The organism is Streptomyces sp. NPDC003943, assembly GCF_053605265.1.
On the sequence record NZ_JBSGIW010000141.1, the window covers coordinates 1 to 12,439 of the forward strand.

14 protein-coding genes are annotated in these 12,439 nt (G+C 71.6%); 2 read left to right on the plus strand and 12 right to left on the minus strand.

Annotated features, from left to right (window positions below; all coding sequences use genetic code 11):
• Nucleotides 1–69: 69 nt before the first annotated feature.
• The 8 genes from ACWEV0_RS34185 to ACWEV0_RS34220 all read right to left on the minus strand — a co-directional run bounded on the left by ACWEV0_RS34185 (nucleotide 70) and on the right by ACWEV0_RS34220 (nucleotide 7,559).
• Entirely contained in the window at nucleotides 70–894 is an 825-nt protein-coding gene (locus ACWEV0_RS34185; RefSeq protein WP_453153699.1) for a DUF3159 domain-containing protein, read from the minus strand.
• A 3-nt stretch (nucleotides 895–897) separates the two neighbouring features.
• Nucleotides 898–1,296 (minus strand): OB-fold nucleic acid binding domain-containing protein, encoded by a 399-nt coding sequence (locus tag ACWEV0_RS34190; RefSeq protein ID WP_389207795.1) that lies wholly within the window; start codon nucleotides 1,294–1,296, stop codon nucleotides 898–900.
• Between the two features lie 82 nt (nucleotides 1,297–1,378).
• Nucleotides 1,379–2,065 (minus strand): response regulator, encoded by a 687-nt coding sequence (locus ACWEV0_RS34195; protein ID WP_453153700.1) that lies wholly within the window; start codon nucleotides 2,063–2,065, stop codon nucleotides 1,379–1,381.
• 70 nt (nucleotides 2,066–2,135) lie between these two features.
• Nucleotides 2,136–4,703 carry a DUF4118 domain-containing protein gene (locus ACWEV0_RS34200; protein WP_453153702.1) on the minus strand — a complete coding sequence of 856 codons (2,568 nt, stop codon included), beginning with the start codon at nucleotides 4,701–4,703 and terminating at the stop codon, nucleotides 2,136–2,138.
• A gap of 121 nt (nucleotides 4,704–4,824) precedes the next feature.
• Nucleotides 4,825–5,493 carry an ABC transporter ATP-binding protein gene (locus ACWEV0_RS34205; RefSeq protein WP_453153713.1) on the minus strand — a complete coding sequence of 223 codons (669 nt, stop codon included), beginning with the start codon at nucleotides 5,491–5,493 and terminating at the stop codon, nucleotides 4,825–4,827.
• A 209-nt stretch (nucleotides 5,494–5,702) separates the two neighbouring features.
• Nucleotides 5,703–6,461 carry a DUF3710 domain-containing protein gene (locus ACWEV0_RS34210; RefSeq protein ID WP_453153704.1) on the minus strand — a complete coding sequence of 253 codons (759 nt, stop codon included), beginning with the start codon at nucleotides 6,459–6,461 and terminating at the stop codon, nucleotides 5,703–5,705.
• Between the two features lies 1 nt (nucleotide 6,462).
• Nucleotides 6,463–6,975 (minus strand): dUTP diphosphatase, encoded by a 513-nt coding sequence (dut, locus tag ACWEV0_RS34215; RefSeq protein ID WP_403798916.1) that lies wholly within the window; start codon nucleotides 6,973–6,975, stop codon nucleotides 6,463–6,465.
• Entirely contained in the window at nucleotides 6,975–7,559 is a 585-nt protein-coding gene (locus ACWEV0_RS34220; protein WP_403798913.1) for a PaaI family thioesterase, read from the minus strand. Before ACWEV0_RS34220 ends, dut begins: the two co-directional genes overlap by 1 nt.
• 58 nt (nucleotides 7,560–7,617) lie before the next feature.
• On the opposite strand from ACWEV0_RS34220, the gene ACWEV0_RS34225 reads away from it, so the two are divergent.
• On the plus strand, nucleotides 7,618–8,112 hold the full coding sequence (locus tag ACWEV0_RS34225; protein WP_453153707.1) for a DUF3093 domain-containing protein: 495 nt from the start codon (nucleotides 7,618–7,620) through the stop codon (nucleotides 8,110–8,112).
• Nucleotides 8,113–8,189: 77 nt separating this feature from the next.
• Here the strand turns inward: ACWEV0_RS34225 and ACWEV0_RS34230 are convergent, their stop codons facing one another.
• From ACWEV0_RS34230 to ACWEV0_RS34245, 4 genes are all read right to left on the minus strand, one after another.
• Nucleotides 8,190–9,209 carry a hypothetical protein gene (locus tag ACWEV0_RS34230; RefSeq protein ID WP_453153709.1) on the minus strand — a complete coding sequence of 340 codons (1,020 nt, stop codon included), beginning with the start codon at nucleotides 9,207–9,209 and terminating at the stop codon, nucleotides 8,190–8,192.
• A gap of 12 nt (nucleotides 9,210–9,221) precedes the next feature.
• Nucleotides 9,222–9,518: a DUF4193 domain-containing protein gene (locus ACWEV0_RS34235; protein WP_003955561.1), complete on the minus strand. Its 297-nt coding sequence runs from the start codon at nucleotides 9,516–9,518 to the stop codon at nucleotides 9,222–9,224.
• A gap of 397 nt (nucleotides 9,519–9,915) precedes the next feature.
• Complete coding sequence (locus ACWEV0_RS34240; RefSeq protein ID WP_453153711.1) at nucleotides 9,916–11,151, minus strand: sensor histidine kinase; 1,236 nt, start codon at nucleotides 11,149–11,151, stop codon at nucleotides 9,916–9,918.
• Nucleotides 11,152–11,155: 4 nt separating this feature from the next.
• Nucleotides 11,156–11,809 (minus strand): response regulator transcription factor, encoded by a 654-nt coding sequence (locus ACWEV0_RS34245; RefSeq protein ID WP_389207811.1) that lies wholly within the window; start codon nucleotides 11,807–11,809, stop codon nucleotides 11,156–11,158.
• Nucleotides 11,810–12,172: 363 nt separating this feature from the next.
• Between ACWEV0_RS34245 and ACWEV0_RS34250 the strand changes: the two genes are divergently transcribed.
• Complete coding sequence (locus ACWEV0_RS34250) at nucleotides 12,173–12,346, plus strand: hypothetical protein (RefSeq protein ID WP_403798902.1); 174 nt, start codon at nucleotides 12,173–12,175, stop codon at nucleotides 12,344–12,346.
• Nucleotides 12,347–12,439 lie beyond the last annotated feature (93 nt).

Sequence of the window (12,439 nt, forward strand, 5' to 3'; positions counted from 1 at the left end):
ACCTGCTGCACCCACTGCTTGTCGGGCTTGCGGCCCGCGATGTCCATCGGCAGCGTGATGTTCTCCGAGCTATCCGTCCGTACGGCCCCGAGCCGCGGCCTTACGGGCCTCCTCGGCCTTGCGCTCCTCCTCGGCCTTGGCCTTCTCGGCCTTCTCCTCGGCCTCCATCTCGGCGAAGACGTCGATCGGCGGCGGCGCCTTGGCGAGGAAGACCCAGGTCAGGTAGACCGCGAGCAGGAACGGCGGGATCTTCAGGGCGACCAGGACCCAGCCGAGCTGGGTGGTGTCGGCCCACCAGTACAGCGGGAAGAGGATCGCGCACTTGGCGAGCAGGATCAGGCCCCAGGCCCAGCTGGCCTTCGCGTACGCCTTCTTGCGGCCCGGGTTGCGGGTGCGCCAGGAGAGGTTCTCCTTGAAGATCGGGCCGAGGATCAGGCCGATCAGGGGCACGCCGGCGAGGGTCGTGACGATGTAGGCGACGGCCATGCCCAGCGTGTAGAGCATGCCCGGCAGGTAGAAGTCCTTGGCGTTGCCGGTCATCATCGCGAAGACGACACCGAAGGCGACGCCGAAGACGCCGCTGAAGGCGTGCTTCACGGTGTCGCGGCGGATCAGCCGGACGAGCACGAGGACGAGCGAGACCGCGAGGGCGGCGATCGCCGAGGAGTGCAGGTTCTTGTTGATCGTGTAGATCGTGACGAAGAGCAGGCCCGGCAGGACCGTCTCCACCATGCCGCGCACTCCGCCGAACGCCTCGAAGAGCGCCGCCTCGGTCACCGCCTTGTCGGCCTGGGCCTGCGGGTCCTGGACCCGGGCGTGCCGTCCGGAGGTCGGCCGGCCGGAGGTCTGCTCGGCGGTCGACTGGTCGGCGGTCGGCTTGTCGACTGACGTCACCGGCTACTCCTGTCCGAGCGGTCGCAGCTCGTATTTGGGGTTGAAGAGGACCCGCCGGCCGTGGCTCATGGAGATCCGGCCGGAGGCGATCAGCTTGCGGCCCGGTTCGATGCCCACGATGGACCGGCGGCCCAGCCAGACGACGTCCAGCGGTGCCGTGCCGTCGAAGAGCTCGGCCTCCAGCGCGGGCACACCCGCCCGGGGACGCAGGGTGACCGTGCGCAACGTACCAGTCACCTTGACTATCTGGCGGTCGGAACAGTCGGAGATGCGCGTGCACCCCGAAGCCGCCGTGTCCTCCTGGAGCTCGACCGACTCCAGCTCCTCCTGCGAGGTGGAAAGGCGGTCGAGCATACGGCGGAAGCGGCCGGCCGGCTTCTCTGTACGCGGTGCAGCACTCATACAGAAAGCGTACCGGCCCCCGCCGACACCGAGCCCGGCACCGGACCGGGTACCGGAGCCGGTAGCGGAGGCGGTACCGAACTCAGTGTTCGAAGCGGTAACCCATGCCCGGTTCGGTGACGAAGTGACGCGGATGCGAGGGGTCGAGCTCCAGCTTCCGGCGCAGCTGCGCCATGTACACGCGCAGGTAGTTGGTCTCGGTGCCGTACGAGGGCCCCCAGACCTCCTGCAGCAGCTGTTTCTGGCTCACCAGGCGGCCGCTGTTGCGGACCAGGACCTCCAGGAGGTGCCACTCGGTAGGGGTGAGCCGGACGTCCTTGCCGTCGCGGTGGACCTTCTTCGCCGCCAGGTCGACCGTGAAGCCGTCGGTCTCCACGACCACCAGGCCGTCCTCGGCGCCGCCGACCGGCTCGGCGCGGCGGACCGCGGCGCGCAGCCGGGCGAGCAGCTCGTCCATGCCGAAGGGCTTGGTGACGTAGTCGTCGGCGCCGGCGTCGAGGGCCTCGACCTTCTCGTCGGAGGTCTGCCGGGCGGAGAGCACCAGGATCGGCACCCGGGTCCAGCCGCGCAGGCCCTTGATCACCTCGACGCCGTCCATGTCGGGCAGCCCGAGGTCGAGGACGACGACGTCGGGATGGCGCTCGGCGGCGAGCCGGAGGGCGCTGGCGCCGTCGGGCGCCGCGTCGACCTCGTACTTCCGCGCCTTGAGGTTGATCACCAGGGCGCGGACGATCTGTGGCTCGTCGTCGACCACCAGGACCCGGGTCATGGAGGAGGGCCTTCCTTGTCGTTGGGGCGTTCTGTGGGACGGGATCCCGCACGGGCGGGTTCCGTGGGTGCTACGTGAGGGTGTGCACGTTCGTCGCGGCGGCGCCGGGGTCCGGGGACGGGGCGATGCCGGGGCCGGGGCCCGGGGCGGTCCTGAGGGTGAGCACCATGGTGAGGCCGCCGCCCGGGGTGTCCTCGGCGCTGATGGTGCCGCCCATGGCCTCCACGAAGCCGCGGGCGACCGCGAGGCCGAGGCCGACGCCGGAGCCGCGCGGGGCGTCGCCGAAGCGCTGGAAGGGCTCGAAGATGCCGTCCTTGCCCTCGTCGGGGACGCCGGGGCCGCGGTCGGTGACGCGCACTTCGAGGCGCTCGCCGAGGACGCTGGCGCCGACCGTGACGGGGACGCCGTCGGGGCTGTACTTGACGGCGTTCTCGACGATGTTGGCGACGGCCCGCTCCAGGAGGCCGCGGTCGACGGCGACCATGGGCAGGGTCTCGGGGATGTCGAGGTCGACGCTGCCGTCGGGGACGCCGCCGAGGGCCATGGGCACGACCTCGTCGAGGTCGGTGGGGCGGATGAGCGGGGTGACGGTGCCGGTCTGGAGCCGGGACATGTCGAGGAGGTTGCCGACGAGGTGGTCGAGACGGTCGGCGCCGTCCTCGATACCTTCGAGGAACAGGGCACGGTCCTCCTCGGACCACTCGACGTCGTCGGAGCGGAGGGACGAGACGGACGCCTTGATGCCGGCGAGCGGGGTGCGCAGGTCGTGGCTGACGGCGGCGAGCAGCGAGGTGCGGATCTTGTTGCCCTCGGCCAGCTTGCGGGCCTCCTCGGCCTCGTCGACGAGGCGCTGGCGGTCGAGGACGACCGCCGCCTGGGCGGCGAAGGCGCCGAGCACGCGGCGGTCCTCGGCGGGCAGGACGCGGCCGGTGAGGGCGAGCGCCAGATGGTCGCCCACGGGCATGTCGACGTCGGCGTCCTCGGGCCGGGTCACCGGCCGGGCGCCGACGCTCGCGGCGCAGATCCAGGGTTCGAGCTCGCCGGCGCGCTCCAGGAGGGCGACGGACTCCATGGAGAAGGTCTCCCGGAGCCGTTCGAGCAGGGCCTCCAGGCTGGACTCCCCGCGCAGCACGCTGCCCGCCAGGTAGGACAGCACCTCGGACTCGGCGCGCAGCCGGGCGGCCTGCTGGGTCCGGCGGGCCGCCAGGTCGACGACGGAGGCCACGGACATGGCGACGCCGAAGAAGACGGCGATGGCCACGATGTTCTTGGGGTCGGCGATGGTCAGCCGGTGCAGTGGCGGGGTGAAGAACCAGTTCAGGAGCAGGGAGCCGAAGGCCGCCGAGGCGAGGGCGGGCAGGAATCCGCCGAGGAGGGCGGCGGCGACGGTCAGGGCGAGGAAGAGCAGCATGTCGTTGGCGAGCCCGAGCTGCGCGTCGACATGGGTGAGCAGCAGGGTGAGCAGCGCGGGCCCGGCGACGCCGACCAGCCAGCCCCAGAGGATGCGGGCGCGGCCGAGCCGGGCGCCGCGGGCGACGGGCAGGCCGCGGCCCTTGGCGGCCTCCTCGTGCGTGACGATGTGGACGTCGAGGTCGGGCCCGGAGTCGCGGGCGACGGTCTGGCCGACGCCCGGCCCGAGGACGTACTGCCAGGAGCGGCGGCGGCTGGAGCCGAGAACGATCTGGGTGGCGTTGACGCCGCGGGCGAACTCCAGGAGGGCGGCGGGCACGTCGTCGCCTATGACGTGATGGAACGTTCCGCCGAGATCTTCGACCAGGGTCCGCTGGACGGCCAGCTCCTTGGGCGACGCGGAGGTGAGGCCGTCGCTGCGGGAGACGTAGACGGCGAGCACCTCGCCGCCGGCGCCCTTCTCGGCGAGCCTGGTGGCCCGGCGTATCAGGGTGCGGCCCTCGGGGCCGCCGGTGAGGCCGACGACGATCCGCTCGCGGGCCTGCCAGGTGGACCGGATGTTGTGCTCGCCGCGGTACTGCCGCAGGTACTCGTCGACCCGGTCCGCCGTCCACAGCAGCGCCAGTTCCCGGAGCGCGGTGAGGTTGCCCGGCCGGAAGTAGTTGGCCAGGGCCGCGTCGACCTTGTCCGGCTTGTAGATGTTGCCGTGCGCCATGCGCCGCCGCAGCGCCTGCGGCGACATGTCGACCAGCTCTATCTGGTCGGCGCGGCGCACGACCTCGTCCGGCACGGTCTCCCGCTGCCGCACCCCCGTGATCGACTCGACGACGTCACCGAGCGACTCCAGGTGCTGGATGTTCACCGTGGACACGACGTCGATCCCGGCCGCGAGCAGCTCCTCCACGTCCTGCCAGCGCTTGGGGTTCCGCGAGCCCGGCACGTTGGTGTGGGCGAGCTCGTCGACGAGCGCGACGGCCGGCCTGCGGGCCAGGACGGCGTCGACGTCCATCTCGGTGAAGGCGGCGCCCCGGTGGGTGAGCTCCCGGCGCGGCACCGACTCCAGGCCGTGCAGCATCACCTCCGTACGCGGCCGGCCATGGGACTCGACGAACGCGACGACGCAGTCCGTACCGCGCTCCACGCGCCGGTGCGCCTCGGACAGCATCGCGTACGTCTTGCCGACGCCCGGTGCCGCTCCCAGGTAGATCCGTAGTCTGCCGCGTCCCATGGCTCGACCTTACGTCCAGCGAAACGGACATTCCGCATGGGTGTGCGCGGCCGGGCGCCGTATTGACGTGATTCTGATGCAGGGCGCGGGATTCCGATGCACGGTGCGCGTGAGCAGCGGCTCAGTGCTCGATGATCTCGCCGTCGCTCAGTTCGAGCACCCGGTCGGCGAGGCCGAGGAGCTGGGAGTCATGGGTGGCGACCAGGGCCGTGCAGCCCTCGCTGCGGACCACGGCGCGCAGCAGCTCCATGACCGCGAGGCCGGTCTCGGCGTCCAGCTGTCCGGTCGGCTCGTCGGCGATCAGCAGCGCGGGCCGGTTGGCGAGGGCGCGCGCGATGGCGACCCGCTGCTGCTGGCCGCCGGAAAGCTCTCCGGGGCGCTGGGCCGCGTGGTCGGCGAGTCCCACCAGGGCGAGCAGCAGGTCGACCCGCTCCTCGCGCTCCCTGGGATCGGCCTTGCGCAGCCGCATCGGCACGCCGACGTTCTCGGCGGCGGACAGGATCGGTATCAGTCCGAAGGACTGGAAGATGAAGCCGATCTTGTCGCGGCGCAGCTCCAGGAGGCCCTCCTCGCCGAGCTCGGCGAGATCGATGCCGTCGATGACGATGCGGCCCCGGTCGGCGGTGTCGAGACCGCCCACCAGATTGAGCAGGGTGGTCTTGCCGGAGCCGGAGCGGCCCTTGAGGGCGACCAGCTCGCCGCGCGGGACGTCGAAGGAGACTCCGCGCAGGGCGTGCACGGCGGCCTCGCCCGTCCCGTACGAGCGGTGCAGGTTCTCCACCCGGACCATCGGCGCGCCGGCCGGATCCTCGATGACGGCCGTGCCGGTCCGCGCGTTGCTCTCACTCACCGTGAAACCCCCCTGGTTCGAACGTGTGCGCCGCCAGTATGTGCCGATCGCGAGGGGGCGTGCCAGACCTGTGGACAACGACCTGTGGACAACGCACGGTGGGCCGCTCCCCGTGCGGGGAGCGGCCCACCGATCGATGTTCTCGGGGGTCAGCGGACCTCGGAGATCTCCGGTCCGCGCTGGAGCTGGCCCATGCCGCCGGAGAACCGGGAGCCGGCCTGGTCCTCCTGCTGCACGCCGTCCGGCACCATCTGGGCGTCGTTCGGCAGCTTGAGGACGATCGGGTCGCGCGGGGCCATCGGGCCCTCGCCGCGGACGACCACGGTGTCGCGCACGATCTGCTCCAGGAGGCCGGCGGCCTCGGGCTGCACGGCGCCCTGCCCGGAGATCACACCGCGCAGGAACCAGCGCGGGCCGTCGACACCCACGAAGCGCACCAGCTGGACGCCCCGGTTGCCGTCGGGCAGCTGCACCGGGACCTGGGCGCGCAGCTCCCAGCCGAGCGGACCCTCGACCTCCTCGATGGCGCCGCCCTGCTGGGTGATGCCTCCGGCGATCTCGTCGCGGACCTCGCCCCAGATGCCTTCGTTCTTGGGCGCGGCGAACGCCTGCAGCTGGACGGCGCTGTCGCGCAGCACGACGGTGGCCGCGACGATCGCGTCGCCCGCCACCTCCACGCGCAGCTCCATGCCCTCGACGCCGGGCACGAAGAGGCCGCCGAGGTCGACGCGCCCCTCCTCCGGCTTGCTGACCTCGGAAATGTCCCAGGGCCCGTCGGGCCGCGGCGCCGGCGGAAGGTTCACCCGGCGCGACTCACCGGCCGCGTCATCGGTGTCGACGGCATCGACGACCTGCTCGGCCTCGCCCGCTGCGTCAGCGGTACCGCTCTTCTTGCGACGTCCGAACACGTCACTGTCCTTCCCGGTCGGATACGACCGAAGCGTATCGATTCCCACCCGTAGAGCCGTCCACGGCGGCATGACCGCCGGTGGACCCGAAGCCCCCCTCGGCCCGCGCGGAGCCGGGAAGCTCCGCCACCTCGTGGAAGCGCACCTTCTCGACCTGCTGGACGACCAGTTGGGCGATCCGGTCGAACCGTTCGAACCGTACGCTCTCGCGCGGGTCCAGATTGACCACGATCACCTTGATCTCTCCACGGTACCCGGCATCGACCGTCCCTGGGGCATTCACGAGCGCGACGCCGCAGCGGGCGGCGAGGCCGGAGCGCGGGTGGACGAAGGCGGCGTAGCCGTCGGGGAGGGCGATGGAGACCCCGGTGGGCAGCACGGCCCGCTCCCCCGGGGCGAGCTCGGCGGCCTCGGTGGTCACCAGATCGGCCCCGGCGTCGCCGGGGTGGCCGTAGGCCGGGATCGGCACGTCCGGGTCCAAGCGGCGGATGAGTACGTCGACGGGATTGCGCATCAGGGGTTCACCTCGAAGGCGCGGGCGCGCCTGACCTGGTCGGGGTCGGACATGGCGGCCTGGATCTCCTCCGGGCGCCCGTTGTCGATGAAGTGGTCGACCTTGACCTCGATGAAGAGGGCGTCGGCGCGGACGGCGACGGGGCCCTCGGGCCCGCCGATCCGGCCGACGGCGGTCGAGTAGATCTTGCGGCCGTGCACGGCGGTGACCTCGGCCTCCAGGTGGAGCACGGTGCCGACCGGGACGGGCCGGGCGAAGTCGGTCTCCAGGCGTCCGGTCACGGCGATGACGCGGAGCAGCCAGTTCAGGGAGCCGAGGGTCTCGTCGAGCGCGGTGGCGAGGACGCCGCCGTGCGCGAGACCGGGCGCGCCCTGGTGGTCGGGGGTCACGGTGAACTCGGCGGTGACGGTCACGCCCTCGCCCGCGCGGGCCTCCAGGTGGAGGCCGTGGGGCTGCCCGCCGCCGCACCCGAAGCAGTACTCGTAGTGCGCGCCGAGGAGCTCGCCGGGGGCGGGCGCGTCGGGGTGGCGGACCGGCGCTATCGCGTCGGCCGGCGGGGTGAGAGCGGGCGATGTTCCTGTCACAGGCGCAGACCTTACCCGCGCGGCCGGGCGCGGGTCTCGCCGTGCCAAGCTTGGACGCATGCAGCAGCCTTCCGCACCGTCCCCCGCACAGCCCGCCGCGCCGAGCTTCGACGAGCGTCTGACCGCCCCACGCTCGTGGTGGGTGATCGTGGGCCTGTTCGGCCTGTCCGGCGCCCTGATCATGTTCCCGCTGGGTCCGGTGGCGACGCTGGGCGGTCTGATCGTGGTGGCGGCGCTGGCCGCGGCGGCGGTCTCCTCGTACGGTTCGGCCCGCGTCCGGGTGGTGGCCGGTTCGCTGGTCGCCGGGGACGCGCGGATTCCGGTGTCGGCGCTCGGGGCGCCCGAGGTGCTCGACGCCGAGGAGGCGCGCGCCTGGCGCACGCACAAGGCCGATCCGCGCGCCTTCATGGTGATGCGCAGCTACGTGCCGCAGGCGGTACGGGTCGAGGTGACGGACCCGGCGGACCCGACGCCGTACGTCTACCTGTCCAGCCGGGACCCGGAGGGCCTCGTGACCGCCCTGGAGAAGGCCCGCGCCGAGGCGGCCGCGTAGGACCGCCGCGGTCTCGGTCTGGCCCTGGAGGAGTCTCGGCATCGGCCCCTGGAGGAGCTCAGCGGACCTTTCCGGGGCTAGAAGTCGATCTCCTGGGGGTTCTCCGGCTGCTCCAGCGGGGGCAGCGCCGGAAGGGCGTCCCAGGGGATCTGGCGGGCGCGCAGGTCCCTGCGGATGTGCCCGGCGACCTTCCTGGTGTCGCGCCGGTTCATGACGGCGCCGACGGCCGCGCCCACCATGAACGGGGTGAGGTTCGGCAGGTTGCGCACCATGCGCTTCATGATCTGCTGGCGCAGTTCGCGCTTGAGCTGGCCGCCGAGGGCCGCGTTGACGGTGGTGGGCCGGGTGGGGTCGATGCCGCGCTCCTCCGCCCAGGAGGTCAGGTACGCGGTCGAGCGCTGGGTGAGCGTGCCGGGCGGCCGGAGGCCGTAGACCTCGTGCAGCTCGGCGACGAGCTTCAGCTCGATGGCGGCGACGCCGGTGATCTCCGCGGCCAGCTCGGCGGGCATCGCGGGCGGCACGGGCAGCATGGCGGCGGCGCCGATGCCGGCGCCGACGGTGGCGCTGGCGTTGGCCGCGCCGAGGACGAGCTTGTCGGCCAGCTGCTCCGGGCCGAGCCCGGGGAACTGCCGGCGCAGGGTGGCCAGGTCCCGTACGGGCACGCGCGGGGCGAGCTCGATGAGCCGGTCCGCGAGATAGCCGATGCCGGCCCTGGCGCCCTGACCGCCGCGCTTGACTCCACGCCGTACGGCGTCGATGCGGGCGCTGTCGAGCTTGATGCGGTCGAGCTGGACGCGCGCGGGGTTGGCCACGCGCCTCAGCACGCCTCCCTTGCGGGCCTGGGAGGCCTCAAGGGTGCCGCCGGGTCGGTCCGGGTCCGGAAGGGCCCGGAGGGCGGCGTCCGCTGCTTCGAGCGAGGCCGGATGGCCTCGCCCGTCGTCACGTGCGCCAGGTGTGGGCAGGTGGGCGGAGTGCTCGGCCGAGGATGCGTCGAGGACGTCCTCTGCCGGGCCTGAGCCGCCCTGGTACGTCTCCGGCCTCCCGGGGAGCCGGAGCCGCCGCTTCCGAGACGGTCGAGACGGTGTGTCGCCTGCCACGGCCGCTCGATCTCAGTCGCAGTCGCGGCAGATCGGCTGGCCGTTCTTCTCCCGAGCCAGCTGGCTGCGGTGGTGCACGAGGAAGCAGCTCATGCAGGTGAACTCGTCCGCCTGCTTCGGCAGCACTCGGACGGCCAGCTCCTCGTTCGAGAGGTCGGCGCCCGGGAGCTCAAGGCCCTCGGCGGCCTCGAACTCGTCGACGTCGACGGTCGAGGTCGACTTGTCGTTGCGCCGGGCCTTCAGTTCTTCAAGGCTGTCCGAGTCGACGTCGTCGTCGGTCTTGCGTGGGGTGTCGTAATCCGTTGCCATGTCGCTCTCCCCCTCTGGGTGGTTTGCGGTGTCTCCAGCGCACGTAACGCGTGAGAGGCCGGACTTGTGCCCGACCCGAGGCGGAGATTTTGCCTCACATCAAGGTCTGTTACTCAATCGACACCCAATCCGCCCTCTCACGAGTGATCGGCTTTGGGTGGCGAACCGGACCGTACACGGTCCGTCGGGCCTCCTTCGCGGGTGCCACCCCGTCTACTTCCCGTCATTCGGACCCTTGGAAACCCGGACTTTTCCGGGTTTTCCTAGAGAATTCGCGATCACGGAGAGTGGAGGACCGGACACTCAATCCTGTGATCGATCACACAGGACCGTCTCAGGAATGAGAACCGGAAATTTAGCGCAAGGCGAACAAATCCGGTCGGCACATGCAGTGTAGTCAGTTCGGCAGGGTGACCCTCATCACGAGGCCGCCGCCCTCCCGGGGCTCGGCGATGATACGGCCGCCGTGGGCGCGTGCCACGGAGCGCGCGATCGAAAGACCGAGGCCGACACCCTTGTCGCTGCCGGTGCGCTCCTGGCGGAGCCGCCGGAATGGCTCGAAAAGATTGTCGATCTCGTACGCGGGGACCACGGGTCCGGTGTTGGACACCTCCAGGACCGCCTGGCCGTTCTGGGTGGAGGTGACGACCTCGACCCAGCCGTCCTCCGGGACGTTGTACCGGACGGCGTTCTGCACCAGGTTCAGCGCGATCCGCTCGAGCAGCACTCCGTTGCCCTGGACCACGGCCGGGGCCCGCTCGCCGCGGAACGCCACGCCCTTGGCCTCGGCCTCGGCGTGCACCTGGTCCATGGCCCGGGAGGCGACCTCGGCGAGGTCGACCGGTTTTCGCTCGACGATCTCGTTGTCGCTGCGGGCGAGCAGCAGCAGGCCCTCGACGAGCTGCTCGCTGCGCTCGTTGGTGGCGAGCAGGGTCTTGCCGAGCTGCTGGAGCTCCACCGGCGCCCCAGGGTCCGAGAGCTGGACCTCCAGGAGCGTGCGGTTGATCGCCAGCGGCGTGCGCAGCTCGTGCGAGGCGTTCGCGACGAAGCGCTGCTGGGCGCTGAAGGCGCGCTCCAGGCGCTCCAGCATCTCGTCGAAGGTGTCGGCGAGCTCCTTGAGCTCGTCGTCCGGGCCGTCCAGCTCGATCCGGCGGGACAGATCGGATCCGGCCACCTGGCGGGCGGTCCGGGTGATCCGGCCGAGCGGGGAGAGCACCCGGCCGGCCATCGCGTAGCCGAAGGCGAAGGCGATGATGCTCAGGCCGAGCAGGGCGAACAGCGAGCGGCGCAGGAGGTCGTCCAGGGCGAGGTCGCTCTGGTGCCGCAGACATATCGAGGCGGCGTTGTTGATCTGCTCGCCGGTGGACTTGTCGGGCAGGTTGCACCAGTCGGTGGTGGCCGTGACCGTGCCGCTGACCACCTTGAAGGGCAGCTCGGAGGTGCTCTCCCGGAGGGCCTGCGCGGTGAACAGGTAGATGATCGCGAGCAGCAGGATGCCGGCGATCAGGAACATCCCGCCGTAGAGCAGCGTGAGTCTTATCCGGATGGTCGGACGCAGCAGCGGGCGGACCGGGTCGCGGGGGTCCCAGGTCGGCTTGGGGGGCGCGTGCAGGGGCGCCGGGGTCTGGGCCATCGGTTCAGATCCGGTATCCCGAGCCGGGCACGGTGACGATGACCGGCGGCTCGCCCAGCTTGCGGCGCAGGGTCATCACGGTGACCCGGACCACGTTGGTGAAGGGGTCGGTGTTCTCGTCCCACGCCTTCTCCAGCAGCTGCTCGGCCGAGACGACCGCACCCTCGCTGCGCATCAGGACCTCCAGGACCGCGAACTCCTTGGGCGCCAGCTGGACCTCCTTGCCGTCGCGGAAGACCTCGCGGCGGTTGGGGTCGAGCTTGATGCCGGCGCGCTCCAGGACGGGCGGGAGCGGGACGGAGGTGCGGCGGCCCAGGGCGCGGACGCGGGCGATGAGCTCGGTGAAGGCGAAGGGCTTGGGCAGGTAGTCGTCGGCGCCGAGCTCCAGGCCCTCGACGCGGTCGCTGACGTCGCCGGAGGCGGTGAGCATCAGGACGCGGGTCGGCATGCCGAGCTCGACGATCTTGCGGCAGACGTCGTCGCCGTGGACCAGCGGGAGGTCGCGGTCGAGGACGACGACGTCGTAGTCGTTCACCCCGACGCGCTCCAGGGCGGCGGCGCCGTCGTACACGACGTCGACCGCCATGGCCTCCCGGCGCAGGCCGGTGGCCACCGCATCCGCGAGCAGCTGCTCGTCCTCGACGACGAGTACGCGCACGTCTGTAGATCCTTTCCTGGGCCCCGGTCCTGGAGGTCTGGACGCGGACGGGCGGTTTCGCGCACTGACTGTGCGTGTCCATCCTGCCCCGAACGCGCGTAAACCGGCTGTAAGACGGCGGTGTACGGCTCCCCGGGACCGCCCGCCGCGCCGGGCGCCGCGGCGCGGTACGAAGAATTCACCTGAATCGTGGGCCAGTTGAGGTTTCCCTGAGGAAGGCGTTGGGGAGGACGACTAGCAACCCCGCGATCACGCCCCGTGGACGGCATGCCGTCCACCACTCTCTGTCCCCCAGAGGTTGCGGTGCGTGATCCACCACTCCGGGCACTCTTCGTGCCACGACCCACGACGAGGGGGCGCACGATGGACGCTTTCACCGCAGGGCTGCTGCACCGCATCAGGACCACGCAGTCCGACCTCACGCGCGCTCGTGAGGCGGGCGACGACTTCCTGGTGGAGGTCGAGCAGGCCGAGCTGGACGACCTGCACCGCCTGGCCGCCGAACACGGCGTGGAGGTCGGCGCGGCCAGCGCCTGACCACCTCGGGCTCACCGCCGGCGCGCCCGCGCGGATCAAGGGCGAGGGCGGCGAGCTGACTGCCGAGGTCGAGATCACCGACGCCGTACGGCC

Coding starts and splice junctions, on each gene's coding strand:
- ACWEV0_RS34190 (WP_389207795.1), bottom strand. CDS start 1,296: ATGAGTGCTGCACCGCGTACAGAGAAGCCGGCCGGCCGCTTCCGCCGT.
- ACWEV0_RS34195 (WP_453153700.1), bottom strand. CDS start 2,065: ATGACCCGGGTCCTGGTGGTCGACGACGAGCCACAGATCGTCCGCGCC.
- ACWEV0_RS34205 (WP_453153713.1), bottom strand. CDS start 5,493: ATGGTCCGGGTGGAGAACCTGCACCGCTCGTACGGGACGGGCGAGGCC.
- ACWEV0_RS34225 (WP_453153707.1), top strand. CDS start 7,618: ATGCAGCAGCCTTCCGCACCGTCCCCCGCACAGCCCGCCGCGCCGAGC.
- ACWEV0_RS34235 (WP_003955561.1), bottom strand. CDS start 9,518: ATGGCAACGGATTACGACACCCCACGCAAGACCGACGACGACGTCGAC.
- ACWEV0_RS34240 (WP_453153711.1), bottom strand. CDS start 11,151: ATGGCCCAGACCCCGGCGCCCCTGCACGCGCCCCCCAAGCCGACCTGG.
- dut (WP_403798916.1), bottom strand. CDS start 6,975: ATGCGCAATCCCGTCGACGTACTCATCCGCCGCTTGGACCCGGACGTG.
- ACWEV0_RS34250 (WP_403798902.1), top strand. CDS start 12,173: ATGGACGCTTTCACCGCAGGGCTGCTGCACCGCATCAGGACCACGCAG.
- ACWEV0_RS34200 (WP_453153702.1), bottom strand. CDS start 4,703: ATGGGACGCGGCAGACTACGGATCTACCTGGGAGCGGCACCGGGCGTC.